The following is a 19189-nucleotide window of genomic DNA, read 5'->3' as shown; positions in this document are numbered from 1 at the left end:
GAGACCGGGGCGTTCCATGCCGAGTGAGCTCGACCGCCGCTATGACGAAGTGCTGGCCGAGCTGACGGGTCCCGGCGGCCGGCTTACGATCGAACGCGACGAGCGGGGGCGAGCCATCGTCGGCAATCTCCCGGCGACGCTGCCCGGCTTGTTCAAGGCCTTCTGCGCGCTTCATGGAGATGCCGAGGCTTTGGTCGCCGGCGACGAGCGCTTCAGCTTTGCCGACCTCGACCAGATTTCAGAGCAGCTTGCCCACGGGCTGATCGCGCGCGGGATCGGCAAGGGCGATCACGTCGGCATCGCCATGCGCAACTGCCCCGCCTGGGTGGTCAGCTACATGGCGACGCTGAAGGCCGGGGGAATTGCAACGTTGATCAACGGCTGGTGGGAAGCGCACGAAATGGAGCATGCGCTTGCCCTCACCGAGCCGAAGCTGATCATTGCCGATGACCGCCGCGCGCGGCGCATCGCGGAACGCTGCGACAGGTTTCAAACGATCGGCGTTCCGGTCGATCAGCCGCTCGGCGAGGCGTTGGCCGAATTGACGAGCGCGGGCGACGCGCAAGAGCCGCTGCCCGAGATCTCACCCGACGACGACGCGACCCTGCTGTTCACCTCGGGTTCGACCGGCAATTGCAAGGCGGCGCTGTCGACGCATCGCGCGGTCACCACGGGCACCTACTGCTACGCCACGGGGCTGATGGTGCTCCGCGCCATTCTCGAGAGCGAAGGGCGTCCGCCGCCGACGCCGCGCACCCTGGTCAACGTGCCGCTATTCCACGTCACCGGCGAGGTTCCGGTGATGCTCAACAGCCTCGTCATCGGCCGGTGCATGGTGATGATGCCCAAATGGGATGCGGGCGAAGCGCTGCGGCTGATCGAAAAGGAGTGCATCACATACTTCGTCGGCGTGCCGACCATGAGCCTCGAGCTGATGAGCCACCCCGACCGCGGCAAATACGATCTGTCGTCCTTGCGCGACATCACGGCCGGCGGCGCGCCGCGCCCGGTGAGCCACGTCGATCGGCTCCGCGAGGAATTTCCCGGCGCCCAGCCGGCGCTCGGCTACGGCCTGACCGAGAGCAACGCGGTTGGAGCGATCAACTTCTGGAGCAATTACGCGGCCAAGCCGGGCTCGACGGGCCGCGCGGCGCGGCCGTTCGTCGAGCTGGCGATCCTAGGCCAGGACGATCGTCATCTCCCGTCCGGCGAGATCGGTGAGGTCGGCATCCGCACCGCGGCGACGATCAAGGAATATTGGGACGCCCCAGACGCGACCACGGACCTCATCACCGACGACGGCTACGTCCGCACCGGCGATATCGGTTACCTCGACGGCGACGGCTACCTTTTCATCGTCGACCGCAAGAAGGACATCATCATAAGGGGCGGCGAGAACATTTCCGCGGCTGAGGTCGAAGCGGTCTGTTATGCCTGCCCGAAGGTCGGGGAGGCAAGCGTGTTCGGCGCCCCCGATGAGCGGCTGGGCGAAGTGCCGATCGCGGTCATCCACTCCCGCGAGGGCCTGACCGAGGACGAGCTGCAGCACTTCCTCGAAGTGCGCCTTGCCAAGTTCAAGGTGCCCTCGCGCCTGATCTTTTCGGCCGATCCCCTCCCGCGCCTCGGCACCGGGAAGATCGACCGGCAATCGCTGAAAGCGCAGTACGCGCGTTGAAGCTCGACCGGCGGACGATGCTGGTCGGCGGCGGCGCGGGCGTCGGCCTGATCGTCGCGTTCGCTTTATGGCCGCGCCACGCGCGCAGCGACCTCGTGCTGCACCCGGGCGAGCAGGCGCTCAACAACTACATCAAGATCGCGAGCGATGGGCGGGTCACGGTCGCCGTCCCCCAGACCGAAACCGGCCAGGGAATTTGGAGCGCACTGCCGCAAATCGTCGCCGATGAGTTGGGCGCGGCGTGGGAGACGGTCGCGGTCGAACCGGCGCCGCTGACCGAGGCCTACGCCAATCCGCTCGCCGCCGAGGAAGGCTGGCCGAAGGGCATGCGCGTGACCGCGGCATCGACGTCGGTGCGGGCATTCGAACAGCCGCTGCGCGAGGCCGCGGCGACCGCGCGCGAGATGCTGATTGGAGCGGCGACTGACCGCTGGAATGTCGATCCGGGCGACTGCGACACCGCCGACGGGCTGGTCATCAACGGGGTTCGGACCTTTACCTTCGGCGAGCTTGCCGAGGAAGCCGCCGACCGCAGCCCCCCGCGCAATCCGGCGCTGCGCCCGGCCGCGAAGCGCCGGCTCATCGGCCAGCCGCTGCAGCGCCTGGACGGCCCCGGCAAAGCGAGTGGAAAGCTCCGCTTCGCCGGCGACGTCCGCCTGCCCGGGATGCTGTTCGCCTCGGCGCGCCGAGCGCCGCCCGGAGGCAAGCTGCGCAGATATGCCCGTGACGCAATTACCTCGGTCCCCGGCGTTCGGCATATCGCGGCACGTGATGGCTGGGTCGCGGTTGTCGCGGACAATTGGTGGACCGCGGAGAGCGCCCTGAAAACCGCGAACCCGGTTTTCTCCGGCGCGCGATCGGCAGTCCATCCCAAGGCAATCTTTGACGAAGCAATCGCCACCGGCAGCGCGCAACAATGGTTCAGCCGTGGCGATTATGACGGCGTAACTCGCGGATCGCGGCCGCTTGCCGCGACTTACTATGTCGCGCCGTCGCAGCACTTGGGGTTGGAGCCGCTCACCGCAACGGCGCGATTCCGGGGCGGCGAGCTGGACGTGTGGGTACCGACGCAGGCGCCGGACGCGGCGCGGGCGAGCGCTGACAGAGCCGGCGGCGGCGCGCGTGTGAACCTCTACCCGATGCCGGTGGGAGAGCCGGCGGGGCGGGCCCTGGAAGCGGACGCAATCCCGATCGCGGTTGCTCTTGCCCGCGCGACCAACGCTCCAGTCCAGCTCAGCCTGTCGCAATCAGCCAGCCAGAACCATGACCATGTATCCGGCGGCGCGCTCGCGCGCATGACGGCCCTGCCCGGCACCGGAGGCATCACGGCCGCATGGAAAACGCACGTCGCATGCGCCGACGGTTTCGGCCCAGCAATGGCCGCACTGTCCGGAGCCGATGCCCCGCGAAAACCCGCCTGGACCGGGCTCGACGGTTCCGTGCCGCCCTACGGAATCCCCAATGTTTCGATCGAATCCGTCGCGACCGAGGTGCCGTTTGAAGCCGGCTACATGCGGGGATCGCCGCAGCGCGAGTTCGCCTTCTTCACCGAAAGCTTCATCGATGAGCTGGCGCACGCCGCCGGCATCGAGCCGCTTGCCTTCCGGATGGCGTTGCTTGGGCAGAATGGACGCCTCGCGCGCTGTCTTCAGGGCGCGGCGCGGCTGGCGCAATGGGACGGCGGCGGACCCGGCAGCACCATGGGCATCGCGGGCGTGTCAGCCTTCGGCTCGCACATCGGCCTGGTCGCGACCGCGAGCATCGCCAACCAGAAGGTCAAGGTGCATCGCCTGGTTGCGGCGGTCGACTGCGGCCGCGTCATCAATTCGAGCATTGCCGCGCAGCAAATCGAAAGCGGCCTGATCTGGGCGCTTGCGCAAGCGACCGCGCCGGAGCCTGAATGGGTCGCCGGAATGCCCCGCGCGCGGACGTTCGGCGCGATTGGATTGCCGCGGCTCGGCGACGTCCCTGAGATCACCGTCGAGCTGATCCCGAGCAGCGACCCGCCGGGTGGGTTGAGCGGGCTCGGCACAACCGTCCTCGCCCCCGCGGTCGCGAACGCGGTCCACGCCGGCTCGGGTAAGCGGATGCGCTCGCTGCCGTTCGATCCTATGTCCGCGTGATGGAATTAGGCCGCGACCAGGTCGGCATTCTGCTGATCAATCTCGGCACGCCCGACGCGCCGGACGTGAGCTCGGTCCGCCGCTATCTTGCCGAGTTTCTCAGCGACCCGCGCGTGGTCGAAATCCCAGCGATCGCGTGGAAGCCGATCCTGTACGGCATTATCCTCCGCACGCGGCCGAAGAAGTCCGCCGAAGCCTATAGCCAGATCTGGACCAACGAGGGGTCACCCTTGCGGGCAATCGCGGAGCGCCAGACCGAGGCATTGCGCAAGGCCTTCCCCGACCTCGGCGTCCACTATGCGATGCGCTACGGCAATCCGGGAATCGCGGCCGCGCTCAAGCGAATGACCGACGACGGGTGCGCGCGCATCCTCACCGTTCCGCTCTACCCGCAATATTGCGCAGCGACGACGGCGACCGCAAACGACGCGGTGTTCGCCGCGGTTGCGCGGATGCGCGCGCAGCCGGCGTTGCGGACGCTGCCGCCATACTTCGACGATCCGCTGTATATCGAGGCCCTGCGCGCGAACCTGTCGCGCCAGCTTGCTGCGCTCGACTTCGAGCCGGAGAGGCTGCTGCTGAGCTTCCACGGAATGCCGCAGCGGACCGCGGATCTGGGAGATCCCTATTCCGCGCAGTGTCGGTCCACCGCACGCTTGGTCGCGGAGGCTCTGGGTCGCGACGTCGAAGTCGCGTTCCAATCCCGCTTCGGCCGCGCCAAATGGCTGGAGCCAGCGACTGACGCGACTCTTTCTGGCTATCCCGCGAATGGCGTGAAGCGCGTTGCGGTCGCCGCACCCGGATTTTCCGCCGATTGTCTCGAGACTTTGGAAGAGCTTGGAATACGCGGCCGCAAGACGTTCATGGACACGGGCGGGACCGATTTCGCGCTGCTCGATTGCCTCAACGATTCACCCGAAAGCATCCCCATGCTCGAACGCCTGATCACACGCGAACTTGCAGGCTGGCTGCCGCGCGCATAAGCGCGTCAACCGCAGCAATCAGGAGGATGGACATGGCTCGAGTGGCGATCGTCACCGGCGGCACGCGCGGCATTGGCGAAGCGATCAGCATTGCGCTCAAGGGCATGGGCATGAAGGTCGCCGCGAACTATGCCGGCAACGAGGAGCGGGCGCGCCAATTTAGTGAGCGCACCGGCATTCCCGCGTACAAATGGGATGTCGCCGATTTCGACGCCTGCCAGGAGGGCGTGAAGAAGGTCGAAGCCGACCTCGGGGCGGTCGATGTCCTCGTCAACAATGCCGGCATCACGCGCGACACCACGATCAAGCGCATGGACCACCAGAAGTGGCAGGACGTCATCGACACCAATCTCGGCGGCTGCTTCAATATGGCCAAAGCTGTCTTCGACGGAATGCTCGGCCGCGGCTACGGCCGGATCGTCAACATCGGCTCGATCAACGGCCAGGCCGGCCAGTACGGCCAGGTCAATTATGCCGCCGCGAAATCGGGCATCCACGGCTTCACCAAGGCGCTGGCACAGGAAGGCGCGCGCGCCGGCGTAACTGTCAACGCGATCGCGCCGGGGTACATCGATACCGACATGGTCGCCGCGGTGCCCGAAGAGGTGCTGGGCAAGATCCTCGCCAAGATCCCCGTCGGCCGCCTCGGCAAGGCTGACGAAATCGCGCGCGGGGTCGGCTTCCTGGTCGACGAGAACGCCGGCTTCGTCACCGGCTCGACGCTGTCGATCAACGGCGGCCAGCATATGTATTGAGGATGGAGCCCGCCGATTACGCGCCACCGACCAAGCGATCGGTGCTGATCGCCGGGCATCCAACCTCGATCAGCCTGGAGCCTGCATTTTGGCGCGCGCTCGAGGCCGCTGCGCTACAGCGTGGATGCGCGGTCAATGCGCTGGTCGCGGAGATCGATGCGGCACGGTTCGATTCGCCTCGCCCGCCCAACCTCACCTCGGCGATCCGGCAGTGGTTATTCGCCGAGGCGCAGCGCGGCTGAGCGAACCGCCTCGGCGAAATGCGAGGCCGCTTCGGGTGCGTGGCCAAGGAACAGCGCCGGCTCGATCAGCTCGAGCTCGATGACCTGAAGATCGCCGCCATTGCCCTCGACGATGTCAACGCGCGCATAGGTCGAAGGCGCCGGCGCCGCGGCGAGCGCGGCTTGCGCAAGCTCAACCGCGCCGTGGGGCGGCTCGCAACGCGCAATGACTCCGCCATATTCGGGCTGGACGCGAAACTCACCCGGGATCGGAACCTTCGCGACGGCATGGCTGAATCGGCCGCCGAAGAACATCAGCGACCATTCGCCGCTATCGACGATCGCCTCGATCCACGGCTGAACGAGCATGCGCCAGCCACGGACGTTGTCCGGCACCGCGTCGCCGTGGGACAGACGATAGGTGCCGTAGGCACTCGCCGAGACGAGCGGCTTCACCACCAGAGTGTCGCAGCCGAAGTGCTCCCGGGCCTCGTCGAGATGCGGCTCATCGAGCTCGGTAACGGTCATCGACGGGACGCTATGGATGCCGGCCGCACCCAGCTCTTCGAGGTATGACTTGTCGCTGTTCCAGCGCATCAATGCGACCGGGTTGGCGACCGGCGCGGCCGTCCGCTCGAACGTATCGAGCAGCTCGAGCCATTCGACGTAGCGAGTGTGATAGCCCCAGGCGAGGAGCGGCATGATGAGATCGAATCCGGCCGCGTCGGCTGCATCGGTCCAGGGGACCGGGACGACCGCCATTCCCGCGGCTTCGAGCGCAGCCGCCTGGGGGTCATAGGCCCACCGCCATTCCGTCGGGTTATCCGGCGCTGGAACCAAAAATGCGATGCGCATCTAGCGGGCGAGCAGGATCCGGGCCTGGCTGGCGATCTGGGCAAGCATGGGCGCGCTGACATGACCTTCGGAACGGGCGCGGGCGACGAGCATCCGGAACTGGTCGATGCGCGGCCGCTGCTGCGCGATCCAGTCATCGACCGCCACATCCGGCTCTTTGCTCCGCATGCGCGAGAGGAATTCGATCCGCAGTTGCTCGAAGTCGCGCGCCAGACCGGCGGTGAGCAGCCGCTCCCATTGATTGGTGGGAACGAAGCGGGCGACCTGCTGCTGCGCCCAGTCGAGCGCCAGAGCCTCGCCGAGCCGGGTATAGCTGCGGGTCAGCGAAAGCTCGTCCGCTTTACGCTTGGCGGCCAAAGCGGCGAGGCCGAACACGCCATCGAGCTCGTAGAGGCGAACGAGGCCGCGGACGATGTCCTCGCTTGCACCGAGCGCGATCAGGCGGTCGCGCCGGGCGACCGCCTCGTTGCGGACCTCGGCGCGAATGAGCTTGGTGGCGGCCGCCGAAATCTTACGCACACCCGGCTCGAGCAGCTTGCACAAGGCTTCGACCCTGGTCTCGCCGGATGCGGCGCGGAGAATGTCGGACAAGTGCGAGCGCACCGTCGCCGCCGCGATCAGGAAGAGCTCGATGCGGACGGTTTCCGGAAGCGCATCGTCCTCGATCTCTTGCCACAATTTGTCGAGGTCGAGCAGGCGTTCGGCGACGAGGAAGGCGGAGATCACCTGCGGCAGCGACGCGCCTTCCTCCTCGGTAAGGTCGAAGGCGGCGCCAGGCCCGAGCCGGTTGACGAGCCGGTTGGCGACCTTGGTCGCGATGATCTCGTCGCGCAGCCGATGGGCGCGGATCGCGCTTGCCTGGCTCTTGCGCATGGGCTTGGGGAAGGCCTCGAACAGCTGCGGTTCGACGACCTTGTCCTGCGACAAGTGCAGGTCCTCGGCGGCGTCCTGAAGCACGATCTTCGAAACCGACAGCACGACCGCGAGCTCGGGCCGGGTCAGCCCGCGATTGTCTTGCGCGCGGCGGATCAGCTCCTCGCTGGTGCCGAGCCCTTCGACCCTGCGGTCGAGCCGACCCGAAACTTCGAGCAACTCAATCGTTCGGACGTGGCCGGGGAGCGCTTGAGCGCCGCCCGCTTCGGCGATGGACAGCGCGAGCGACTGCAGCCGGTTGTCCTCGAGCACGATCTCGGCGACCTCGTCGGTCATCTTGGCGAGCAAGCTATTGCGCTTGTCGAACGACAAGCGGTTCTCACGCATTTCCCGGTTCAGCGGGATCTTGATGTTGACCTCATTGTCCGAGCAGTCGACGCCGGCGCTATTGTCGATGAAGTCGGTGTTGATCCGCCCGCCCAGCTCGGCGAACTCGATGCGCCCGGCCTGGGTGATGCCAAGATTCGCGCCTTCGCCGATGACCTTGGCCCGGACCTCGTCCCCGTTGGTCCGCAGCGCGTCGTTGGCGGGGTCGCCGACGTCGGCGTTATTTTGCGCCGACGCCTTGATGTAGGTGCCGATGCCGCCGAACCAGAGCAGGTCGACCGGTGCCTTGAGGATCGCGTTGATGAGCGAAGCCGGGTCGAGCGCATGGGCGTCGACACCCAGCACCTCGCGCGCCTCCGCGCTCAGCGGAATGGACTTCTCGGTCCGCGGGAACACGCCGCCGCCCTTCGACATCAGCTTGCGGTCGTAATCTTCCCAGCTCGAGCGCGGCAGCTCGAACAGCCGCTTGCGCGCCTTCCAGCTCACCTCCGGGTCGGGATCGGGATCGATGAAGATATGACGGTGGTCGAAGGCCGCGATCAGCCGCAGCGTCTTCGACAGCAGCATGCCGTTGCCGAACACGTCCCCCGACATGTCGCCGCAGCCGACGACACTGATGAGGTCGGACTGAACGTCGATCCCCATTTCCAGGAAATGGCGCTGCACCGAAATCCACGCGCCGCGCGCGGTGATCCCCATCGCCTTGTGGTCGTAGCCATGCGAACCGCCGCTGGCGAAGGCGTCGCCGAGCCAGAAGTTGCGCTCGAGCGCGATGGCATTGGCAACGTCGGAGAAGGTCGCGGTGCCCTTGTCGGCGGCAACGACGAAATAGGGGTCGTCGCCGTCGTGAATGACGACGCCGTCCGGGTGAACGACCCTGTCGTTGACCAAATTGTCGGTGATCGACAGCAGCGAGCGGATGAATATGCGGTAGGTTTCTGTGCCTTCCGCGAGCCAGGCGTCGCGATTCGACATTGGCGGCAGCTGCTTGGGATAGAAGCCGCCCTTGGCGCCAGTCGGGACGATCACCGCGTTCTTGACCACCTGGGCCTTCATCAGGCCGAGGATCTCGGTGCGGAAATCGTCGCGCCGGTCCGACCAGCGAAGGCCGCCGCGAGCGACCGGGCCGCCGCGCAGGTGGATACCCTCGACGCGCGGGCTGTAGACCCAGATTTCGCGCCACGGCACGGGCGCCGGAAGACCCGGAACGAGCGAGGAGTTAAGCTTGAACGCAAGCGCTTCCTCGGCCGCGGGGGCGAAAGCGTTCGTGCGGACGATCGCGTCGACGACGCAGCGCAGGCGGCGAAGGATGCGGTCGTCGTCGATCGAGCGGACCTTGGCCAGCGAGCGGTCCATTTCCGCTCGGAATTTCTCAACCCGTGTCTCGCGGTCCTTGGCCGAAGGATCGTGCGACGCGGCGAACTGGCCGATCAGCGCGCGGGTGGCGTTGGGCGCGCGGCGCAGGGCGTCGACGATGGTCACCAGGCCAAAGCTGCTGCCGGTCTGGCGAAGGTAGCGGAACCAGGCGCGGAACCAGACCACCGCCTGGGTGTCGAGCGCCGCGTAAAGCACCAGCTGGTTGAACTCGTCGTCCTCCGACACGCCGCACAGGACGTTCGAAATGGCGCGCTCGATCTCGGGGACTCGCGCAAGGATGCTGGCGAGGTCGGCTTCCGGCCCGACTTCGACGACGAAGTCGTGGATATAGCCGAGGCCGTCGGTCAGGGCGCTCGGGCGTTCCTCGAGCACGCGGAAGCCGAAATTCTCCAACACCGGCACCGCTTCCGACAAAGCGATCAGACCACCGCGGCGATAGGTCTTGAGGCGCAGTTGCCGTTCAGGCGCATCTGCCGGGCGCGAGATACGGACGTTGCGGTCGGCATCGCTGGAGAGGCCGCTGAGGCGAAGGATGTCGGCGGCGCCCTCCCGCGGCGGGGTACGTGACCGATAGCTGTCGGTGAAGGCGCCGAGATAGGTCAGCGCAAGCCGCGTCGCGGGCGCGGCGCCAGCCAACTCGATCAGTTCGGCTTCGACCGCCGGGGTCCAGCCGCGAACCATCTCGACGACGGTCGAATCGAGCTTCTTGGCGTCCGGAAGTGGCGCTTCCTCGTCAATGTATTGGGTGTAGCGGATGAGCGCGAGGTCGCCGTCGCCGAGCTCGACCGACCAGCTGGTGATTTCGCGGCCAAGCTCGCCGATCAGGAGGTCGCCGATCGCGTTGCGCCGCGTCGTCGTCAGCTCCTCGCGGGGCAGCCAGACGAAGGTGAACAGCTGGCCCTTGAGGATGCTGCGCACCTGGACGAGGGCAGGCCGCGGGCGATCGGCCAGCGACATCGCCATCATCACCAGCTTGCGCACGCAATCATAGTCGACGGTGAGCAGCAGGTCGCGCGGAAGCGAGGCGACCGCGTGGCGCAAGGCTTTGCCGGAGTGGCCCTTCGAATCGAAGCCGAAATCCTCGTCGAGCTGCTTCAAGCGACGGCGAAGAACGGGCACGTCCTCGGGCGGCACGCGCAGCGCCTCGCTGGTCCACAGGCCCGCATGGACCCCGATTCCGGTCACCTCGCCCCCGTCGCCCAGCGGCACGACGACGAGATCGAGCGGGACGCGGCGGTGAACGGTCGAGCGGCGTTCGGCTTTGGCCATTAAAGGTTGCTCGCCGCCCGTCTGGAGGTAGCGCATCGCCCCAAACGCCCCGCCCTCGTCGGTCGGCGCGCCCGGAACGCTGAAGATGCCGAGCGCTTCGGACGGTTGCTCGTAGGGCCGTTCGACATGATAGCCGAGCAGGGTCATGGCCCCGTCCGCAAACCAGTTCAGCAGCGCGGCGCCCTCGGGATCCCCGATCGCCGCCGCGTCCGCGCGCATGCGATCCTGCAGCGCGTGCCAGTCACGGACTGCCAGGCGAACATCGGAGAGGACGCGCCGCAGGTCGGCCGCGACTTCCTGCCGGCCGCGCGCGTCGGCGCGGTCGAGCTCCAGGTACATCATCGATTCGCGGCGGGTCTTGTCGGCGCACAAGGCTTCGACCTGACTCAAGGTGCCGTCTCGTTCGCGGTCAACACAGACGACGGGATGAAGCAGGCGATAGATGGTCAGCTGGCGCGCGGCGAGCGCATTGGCTACCGAATCGACCAGGAACGGCATATCATCGTTGACGATGCCGATGCGCATGCGGCGGTTGCCCGCCTCGCCGCCGATCGACTCTATCTTCAGCGCGAGGTCGCCCTCGCGGCGCTTCGCCGCCACCTCGGCGAGGAATTCCGCAGCCTGGAGTTGCGCCTCGCGCGACAGGTCATGGGTCTCGCCGGGAAGAGCATCGCGAGTAAGTGCCTGGCGAATGGATTCGACCAGCGGCTGGGGCAGGCGCGTATGGGCCGTCATGGGAAGATTGATCGCTCCGCGACAGTGGGGCTTCGGGCCGCGGCTATAAACCCCTGCTCGCGAGAGGGACAACCCCGCCGAGCGACGAACGCGGCGTCAATTCCGCGTCAGGCGGCCTTGCGGATGGCGCGTTCGATCAGCGCTTCATCGTCGAGGATCGCGACCGGCTCATGGCTGCCATCGGCGCCGCGGCGGGTCACGATCACCGCGAATTCGTCCGCCGAAGGCAGGTTGGCGAGCGAGATCGTCGCGGCATGGCGCAAGCGAGCGCGAGCGATTTCGCCGCGCGTGTCCGGCTTGGCCTCGGGCCGGCGCGCCTGGCGCTCGGCGACGACCAGCGCCTTGAGGCCGCCGTGCTGCTTCTCGATGAAGTCCTGAAAAGTGCCGGCGGCGACGTCCTCGCGGTGCGCGAAGGACAAAGCGGCGGCGAACTCGGTCAGCCGCGCCTTGTCGTAGTCGATGCCGAAGATGAGCTTGACGATCGGCGTCATCGGGGCGCGGGCCTGCGCCTTGACGCCCGATTCTTCCAGCAGCTCGGCGTAATCGGCAGGGTTCTCGGCGGCCGCAATCGCGAAATCATAAGCCAGGGCCAGCGCGCGGTAGAGCGCCGAGCGCGTGCGCCCCTCGCCCGCTTTCACCGATTCGGCGGTCTCGCGAGCGGCCCACAAGCGATCCGCGAGGCCGGCATCATCGTCGAGCATCACTTCGGGAACCTCCGCCGCGTCGGCTTCGGCATCGCCATCGGCTTCCGCCAGCGGACCGTCCTCCCATGAGAAATGCGGCGGAGCGATCGGCGTCTCGGCCTGCAAGTCCGTCGGTGCCTCGACTTCGTCGGTCGACGACTCGCCGTACCAGCGCGGCCCTTCATCCGGTGCAACCGCCTCGTCGGCGCCGAGCTCGAGCACTTCTTCGTTCAAGGCCGCGGGCGTCGGGTCAAAGGCCGATTCCTCGTCGCCAAGCTCGCCGACCTTCTTCCAGTTGATCACGCCGTAGATGAAATCGATGGTGTCGCCGTCCGACGAGAAGGGCATCAGGATGCCGCGGTAGCAGATGTTCTCGTCGCGCTGGTTCTGGAACTCGGCTTCGAAGCCAACCGGAGCGCGGTTGGCGATGATCTGCATATAGTGGTCGGTGAGGCGCGACAGTAGCGAGCGGCTCGGCACTTCGGAGATGGTGCGCATGTCGTCGTCCAGTCCGCATTCGTCGCGGATGGCCGCGCCGAGATAGGGCATGGCCGGATTTTCGACGCCGCAGGTGAAGTCGAGCAGAACGCTGTGCGGCGAAAAATCCGCGACGTCGCCCGGCTCCAGGTCCTCGATCGAGGGAAAGTCGCGGCCGTCGAGCAGGGCGACCCAATGGTTATAGGCGCGGACGTGCATCCGCCGCTCGTCGGTGCCGATCGCCGCCGCAACATCGGCGGCAGCAGACGTTTCCGGAGCGGACTGTGGATCGAAGTCCCCCGAATGCTCGCGATAGCTGTCCATTTCGCCCGCTCACTTCCCTCCAATTTCCAGGCAAAATGGCGGAGCGCGGTTACCAAATTGTTAAGCATGTTTGTTGAAGGGGCGGTGCTTGCCCCTCCGACATCGCGCTGATAGGGGCGCACTTCCTCCGCGAGAGAGCCGCTTTAGCTCAGCTGGTAGAGCACATCATTCGTAATGATGGGGTCAGGTGTTCGAGTCACCTAAGCGGCACCACCCTTTATGGCGGAAAACTGCCATTCTTTGCCGCGCCGGTCAAGAGACACCAAGCGCCCCATCAGTCAAATCATCAGTCAGCTCGCCGGACTTCAGCGAACGTCTGCGGATCGCACTGAACGCTTAAGTCTTTGATTTTTAACAAATTACGAAATTCGTTCGGCGGCGTCCGTCTTTGTTTCAAGGGCACAACCGCAGACCCCATCACTATGAGTGACGTGCTCTCGACCCGTCCGGCTTGCCCCTTTTCATGAGCATTGTAAGCCACTGGGTGTGCAACGGACGTTTCTCCCCCGCCGATTGAGTTACTGGGTTCAGCTCGAAGCCCGAAGCGTAGCGAACGACGAGCTTCCGTCGTTGACGCAGCCGCTCGTGATCGTGGGCGACGCCGGAATGGGAAAAACGAGGCTCCTACAGTGGCTCGGCGACCAGCCGGGCTTCAGATTTGTGACTGCTCGGCAGCTGCTCAACCACCCGAAACCCCGAGACCTTTTGGGTAATGCTGGAACTCTCGTCATCGATGCGCTGGACGAAGTTGCGGGCCAGAATGACGGCGATGCGGTCGATTTCGTGTTGAGGAAAGTGGGAGAGCTTGATCGACCCCGGTTCGTACTTTCTTGTCGAGTTGCCGATTGGAGAAGCGCGACAGGGCTGACTGCGATTACCGAGCTTTACGAGGATTCCCCTTTAGAGCTTTACCTCGATCCCCTCGATAGTGAGCAAGCCCGCGAGTTTCTGAGCGGCAACCCGAAGATTGGGGCCGAACGAGCCCGCCAAGTCGCTGATCAGTTGGCGGCAAGAGGCTTTTCAGAATGGCTAGGCAACCCGCAGACTCTGTTAATGCTGGAGCCACTGCTGGAGGATGGCGAGCCTCCCGCAAGCACCGCAGCGTTGTTCGAACAGTACGTCGACAGGGTGTGGAAGGAGCACAGCGAGAAGAAGGCCCAGACCGCCCTCAACGCAAGCAACAGAGACGAGGTGCTCGATGCACTTGGAGCAGCTTTTGCGGCTTTGATTCTTGCGAACAAGACCGGCGTCTACCGAGGTTCGGCAGCGAATGCCCGAGAGAGTGATCTTCCGCTCGCCGAAGTTGCGAAGCTGCCCGGCGCGGCAAAACTCGATCAATTCGCGGCAAGTCGGCTTCTAAGAATTGATCATGACCGATTGAGCTACCAGCATCGCCGCATCGGCGAATATCTCGGCGCGCAGTGGCTTGCTAAGCGCAGCGATACTCCTCGAAAGCGCCAGCGCTTACTCAGCCTGTTCCGCTCGACGAACAATTTGGTGCCGGCACATCTCCGCGGTCTCCATGCTTGGCTCGCTTGGCATGATCACGAGCTTGCTAATGATGTATTCCGAGCCGACCCTATGGGCGTCATCGAATATGGTGATGCGGATACACTGACCTCCAAGCAGGCGTGTGCTCTTCTCGCGTCGTTGGAGCGGCTTTCAGAACGAAACCCGAGGTTTCGGGGGTGGGGAGAGTACCGCGCCAGAGGCTTGGTTCAATTATCAACGTTCGCCGCAATTCGGAAAATCCTCGCCGACAAGTCCCGGCCCTTCAATCTTCGAATGACCCTCATTGAACAGCTGGATTCCGCCGAGCTAGCCGCAGAATTCAGCGATCAGCTGGTCGCGCTACTCCGAGACGAGAGCGTGGAATATGCGATCCGGTATCGGTCTGGAGAGGTTCTTAGCAAACACGATACAGAACTGGATTGGCCCGCCGAGATCGAGGCACTCCGCGTTGGTGCAAAAGCTGACTCGGTCCGTCTAGCTGCAGAACTTCTCGCCCCGGTCGGGCTCGACAAGTTCAGTGACCAGCTGATTGTCGAAACGCTTCTGGCGGACGCGGGTCTCACGATCTGCGCAATTCCTCGTGAAAAGGTGCCTGACCGGGCTGCACGATTCTTCATCGTTAAGCGCAACCTACCTAGCGACCGGGCCGAAGGTGTCCTCGACTGCCTCAGCGCCTTTGCCACGACTCTGATACCGAGAGATGGCGGGATCGAGCATAACGAACTCATCGACTTTGCCTACGAGTTGGTTTTGGATCGGTTGGCGCTAGGCCCGATCGAGCCGAAGAAGTTGTGGTCGTGGCTTGAACCGTACGAAGAGCTTCACGGCTACAGTCGTGACAACCGCGATCGTTTGTCGGCGTGGCTGAAGGATCACGACGTCGAGCGGCGAGCGATCCAGCGTTACGTTCTTCTTGAGCGACCCGGCAAAAAAACGGTTTGGGAACGCGCTTGGAGGCTGGTTGACGTCATGCCGGGTCTCGCGCCTACCCATAGCGACGCCGTGGAATTGCTTGGACGTCTCGACGCATCAAAGCAGGATAATGGGCGTTGGCGCGACCTCGTCAACATTGTCCGACACGACGGCGAGATCGGCGCAGAGGTTCGCGACGCAGCCAAGCCGTTCGCGGAAGGCGATCCCGACGCGGCGAAGTGGCTGGCTGAGATTGCGACTCCAGCAAAGCCGGAGTGGCAAATTAGGCAGGAACAACGGCAGGCGCGCCAAACTCGAGAGCGCAAGAAAAAATGGGCTGAGCATAGACAGCACTTTGCCGAGCACCGTGATGCTATCCGAGCCGGAGACGCAAACTTCCTTCTGTCACCCGCCCAAGCGTATCTCGGTCTGTTCAGTGACATTGAGCGGGACGGACCCCCGATCGATCGCGTGAGACTCTGGCTTGGGGATGACTTGTCCGACGATGTGCTGGTCGGCTTGGACGCCTTCCTACATGCGGATATTTCCAAGCCTACACCCGAAGAAATCTCTGCCAGCTATGTCGCTGGTCGTCACTGGCGGGCCGCGCACATCATCGTTGTAGCGCTGGCCGAGCACGAGAAAGCACACGGCAATTTTGCCGGAGTGCCCGTTGATCGCCTAGTGGCTGGCCGATTGGAGCTTGAGCAACATGGCTTCGGCCGGATCGACGGCTCACAGCTTCCTGCCCAGCTCGATGCAGCTCTCCGAGCTACGCCTGGCGCGTACGAGCGCTATCTTCGGCTCTTGGTAGAACCGAGCCTAAGGAGTCGGCGAACCTACGTGCCCGGACTCTACCAAGTCATGCGAACGCCGCTGGATAGCGGACTAGCGGACTCGCTGGCGAGTGAATGGCTATCTGTCTTTCCTCGCGTGGCTGGCGAAGTTGAAGAGGAGCTGATCGATCGGCTGATTAGAGCCGGCGAGTTTGAGAAGCTTCAAGCGGTCGCCACCCGCCGCGCGCGAAACAAACTGGATGAGCGTCGCTCGCGAGACTGGCGGGCAGTCCGGTTGCTAACCGACTTTGAAAAAGAAAGTGCGCTCGCACGCGGCGTTGCAACGCAAGACCGCGATTTCCTTTGGACTCTTCGCGCACGATTTGGTGGGCGGCGCGACTCTGACGGGATTAGGATACTCCCAGTTCGGTTGGCCGCGTGGATCGTAAGAGAATTCAGGGCTGCCTTTCCCTTAGTAGGTCATCCCACGGGCGTTTCGAGCGGCGACACCAATCCATGGGATGCATCTGACTATCTTGCCCATTTGATCGGCCGCATCGGTGAAGAGGTTTCCGACGAGGCCATCGCTCTTCTGAGCGGCCTAATGGCAATAGATGACAGCTACACCGAATACCTACGGTCGGTTTCGGCAGAGCAGGCGTCCAAAAGAGCCGACCAAGATCATCAATCGCCCTCGATCGACGATATCAAGGCAATCGTTAACGATGGTCCGCCCCGCTTTGTGGAAGATCTGCAAAGGGTCGTCGTCGAAGAGCTCGACCGTGTTCAGTCGACGGTTCGGGCCGATGACGTCGATAGCTGGAAGGGCTTCTATGCGGATACGAATCCGTCAAAGCTTCAACCCAAGCACGAAGAGGATTGCAGCGACTATCTAATCACGCTGCTCCGACAAAACCGCTACGGGCTGGAGTTCACGCCGGAACCGCATCTCGCTGCCGATCGGGAGGGCGATATCGGTTGCTCGATCGGTGGTCTTTGGCTCCCGATCGAGGCAAAGGGCCAATGGAATCCGGACCTCTGGACGGCCGCTGATAACCAACTTCAGGCGCAGCAATCATGTGACCACCGAGCTGCCAACCGGGGCATCTATCTGGTCTACTGGTTCGGGGTTCGGGGCAAGCGCCTCACTAAGCCGCCCAACGGCATCTCCTTCCCCAATTCGCCAGCCGAACTGGAACAGGCGCTGACGGAGAATAGCGCCGCTGCTCAGAGCGGTCGCATCATCGTCAAAGTTCTCGACGTGAGCAGGTGATCTCTAACCGACCGCCGCTCCCTCGCGTTGAGACGTATCAGTATCTGGAGCTGAGACAGGCGAGTGCCGTGGCGGTCGACACCGAAGCGGAAGAAGCCGAACCCTTGCGGCCATTCGAACTGGTCACTCATTTCGAGCGTGGGGGATTTGTGGACAGTTTATACGCTGCAACCATTCGGCGGAGCGAAGAATGGCGCGATGGGTACATTCGCGAACAGCTCCCCATGCTTCCACAGCGACCGAACGGGGAGGTGATCAATCCATCTGATTTTTGGATCGCACTAGCTAGATTTCAGGGCGAGCCAGAGGAAGCGCTCCGCCGTAATCTTCGATTGGATAGAGTCACGTTCGGATTGATAGTCATGACTCTACTTGATCACGATCTCATCAATCGGCTTGAGTTCTGGCCTGAGACTGAAGCCGACACCCGCACTCCACTCATTTATATTCGCGACAGCGGCCTTTGGCATCGCTTCTACGCGGCAATTCGCGATCCCACTGGCGGAGGTCCGAACACTCGGTTGGAAGGCAAGGCTTGGGAGGCTTTCAATGTGGAAGCGCTGAGAGGAGCGGTGGCTTCTCGGGCGCGCCCTTATGTTTGGCGGCGTGACAACATCGGCGAGATAGACCTCGTCCTTGATTGGGTGAGCGGTGTTCGGTGGGGAATCGAAATTTCCCGATCGCCCTCGAAGCGACCATCGCCGGGCTTCCATCTTGGATGCAATGCGCTGGACTGCCAACGACGCATGGTTGTGTGCCCCTCCACCCACGAAAGCGGTGGCGGGTCTACTGAGACCTTGCGACTTGAAGACGCTCTCTTCGAGATTGCGAGAGGCCCAACCTAGCCGCACGTACGAGAAACGCCGAACTTACTTGAGCGACGCTAGTGCATCCTCAAGCGTTCCCGCTCCGGTCCGAGAGAGGATTTCCCTTTCATAGGGACCGGAGAGTGTCGTCTCAATTTGGTTTGCTTTGGCCGCCATCAGATAACTTATTCCATCTTCGCCGAGCGGCGCGCGGGCGACACTCGCGATCGCAAGGTCAGCAACGTGCGCTGCTGTAAGGGGCTGAATGTTCGCTGCGATGCTGGTGTAAAAGACCAGATCAATCCCGGAAAAGCCGTGGAGCTGCTCGACCTTCACCCTATTCGCGTGCCCAGCTGGAGGATTCGAATAGTGCCTTGTGCGATCGTTAGTGCGCGTCTCTCTGCGCCAGAGCATGTCCATCGCGTTTTCTGACGAGGTATCGAGAACGAGAAGACAGGCCCGAACGTACGCGCCCGCTTCGCTGACCGGGACAAGGGTGGGCGCATCCCCGCGCGTCTGACTCTTGCGAGCAAATTCTACTCTAAAAGGCGTGTCCACGGGGGACAATCTCTCGACGATTACCGCATTGATCTCATCACCGGGATCATCGATGAGCGATCCGTACGCGAGAATGCCGACGGTAGAGTGGCAAGCGCCAAGTGTCATACCTCGTTGCAGTCTGGCGCATTTTCGCCGGCTCGCTCGATCCAAGCTTCCACGTCCGCGCGCCGGAATGCCACGCGGCGGTCGGAAACGCGAATTTGTGGTGGCAGGCGTCCTTCCTTCCGCATCTTCCATAGCGTGGTCCGGGAAACGCTCAGTGCCTTGGCAACCTGCAATTGAGTCATCAGCTCCTTCACCGGCATGCGGCCAATCACATCCCTAACCGGCAGCGTGACTACCGTCGGCTCCAAGACTTGGTTATCGTTTAATTCCATCTGTTCTTTCACCCGTTCCAACTCCTCGATTGACGCACCAAGTTGACGCTCAAATTCCACGAGTTCGGTTATCATCTTCTGCGTGCGCTGGCCGACATACCGCAGTTGGCTCAACTCACGTTCCACGAATTGCCGCGTCGCGCGGCGCGCTGTGCTATGCCCGTTCATGAACCCATCTTATAAGAAATTCTTATTGATAACAAGCGACCTGCTAGGGCCCTTGGGAGTTCGCAAT

Annotated in this window: 12 protein-coding genes and 1 tRNA gene; 8 read left to right on the top strand and 5 right to left on the bottom strand. The window is 63.8% G+C overall.

Features of this window, described 5'->3' with window-relative positions; all coding sequences use genetic code 11:
• The first annotated feature begins 16 nt into the window (after positions 1-16).
• The 5 genes from N539_RS0102480 to N539_RS0102460 are packed head-to-tail and all read left to right on the top strand — an operon-like array spanning position 17 to position 5778.
• Positions 17-1675, top strand: a complete 1659-nt coding sequence (locus tag N539_RS0102480; RefSeq protein WP_028968986.1) for a class I adenylate-forming enzyme family protein — start codon at positions 17-19, stop codon at positions 1673-1675.
• Positions 1672-3798, top strand: coding sequence for a molybdopterin cofactor-binding domain-containing protein (locus N539_RS0102475; protein WP_028968985.1), 2127 nt, complete (start codon positions 1672-1674; stop codon positions 3796-3798). Before N539_RS0102480 ends, N539_RS0102475 begins: the two co-directional genes overlap by 4 nt.
• Positions 3798-4781, top strand: a complete 984-nt coding sequence (gene hemH, locus N539_RS0102470; RefSeq protein WP_037551730.1) for a ferrochelatase — start codon at positions 3798-3800, stop codon at positions 4779-4781. The genes N539_RS0102475 and hemH overlap by 1 nt, the downstream gene beginning before the upstream one ends.
• A gap of 32 nt (positions 4782-4813) precedes the next feature.
• Positions 4814-5536, top strand: a complete 723-nt coding sequence (gene phbB / locus N539_RS0102465; RefSeq protein ID WP_028968983.1) for an acetoacetyl-CoA reductase — start codon at positions 4814-4816, stop codon at positions 5534-5536.
• Between the two features lie 2 nt (positions 5537-5538).
• Positions 5539-5778: a ribbon-helix-helix domain-containing protein gene (locus N539_RS0102460; protein ID WP_051531197.1), complete on the top strand. Its 240-nt coding sequence runs from the start codon at positions 5539-5541 to the stop codon at positions 5776-5778.
• Here the strand turns inward: N539_RS0102460 and N539_RS0102455 are convergent.
• The 3 genes from N539_RS0102455 to N539_RS0102445 form a co-directional block, all read right to left on the bottom strand.
• Positions 5752-6612, bottom strand: a complete 861-nt coding sequence (locus N539_RS0102455; RefSeq protein ID WP_028968981.1) for an ATP-grasp domain-containing protein — start codon at positions 6610-6612, stop codon at positions 5752-5754. The genes N539_RS0102460 and N539_RS0102455 overlap by 27 nt on opposite strands.
• Positions 6613-11253 (bottom strand): NAD-glutamate dehydrogenase, encoded by a 4641-nt coding sequence (locus N539_RS0102450; RefSeq protein ID WP_037551729.1) that lies wholly within the window; start codon positions 11251-11253, stop codon positions 6613-6615. It lies immediately after the preceding gene.
• Positions 11254-11360: 107 nt separating this feature from the next.
• A complete protein-coding gene (locus N539_RS0102445) occupies positions 11361-12737 on the bottom strand; it encodes a PAS domain-containing protein (protein ID WP_028968979.1) in 1377 nt (458 codons plus the stop codon).
• A 137-nt stretch (positions 12738-12874) separates the two neighbouring features.
• On the opposite strand from N539_RS0102445, the gene N539_RS0102440 reads away from it, so the two are divergent.
• The 3 genes from N539_RS0102440 to N539_RS18085 all read left to right on the top strand — a co-directional run bounded on the left by N539_RS0102440 (position 12875) and on the right by N539_RS18085 (position 18055).
• Positions 12875-12950, top strand: a tRNA-Thr gene (locus tag N539_RS0102440).
• Positions 12951-13307: 357 nt separating this feature from the next.
• Entirely contained in the window at positions 13308-17210 is a 3903-nt protein-coding gene (locus tag N539_RS0102435) for an NACHT domain-containing protein (protein WP_156029709.1), read from the top strand.
• A 68-nt stretch (positions 17211-17278) separates the two neighbouring features.
• Entirely contained in the window at positions 17279-18055 is a 777-nt protein-coding gene (locus N539_RS18085) for a DUF4143 domain-containing protein (RefSeq protein WP_156029708.1), read from the top strand.
• Between the two features lie 24 nt (positions 18056-18079).
• Here N539_RS18085 and N539_RS0102425 read toward each other — a convergent pair whose 3' ends face one another.
• A complete protein-coding gene (locus N539_RS0102425) occupies positions 18080-18682 on the bottom strand; it encodes a hypothetical protein (RefSeq protein WP_028968977.1) in 603 nt (200 codons plus the stop codon).
• Positions 18679-19122 (bottom strand): helix-turn-helix transcriptional regulator, encoded by a 444-nt coding sequence (locus tag N539_RS15045; protein ID WP_037551727.1) that lies wholly within the window; start codon positions 19120-19122, stop codon positions 18679-18681. The genes N539_RS0102425 and N539_RS15045 overlap by 4 nt, the downstream gene beginning before the upstream one ends.
• Positions 19123-19189: the final 67 nt, after the last annotated feature.

Source organism: Sphingomonas sp. URHD0057, from assembly GCF_000620665.1.
Taxonomy (GTDB): domain Bacteria; phylum Pseudomonadota; class Alphaproteobacteria; order Sphingomonadales; family Sphingomonadaceae; genus Sphingomicrobium.
The sequence above is the reverse complement of the archived record's forward strand: the minus strand, read 5'-3'. Positions and strand labels throughout refer to the sequence as shown.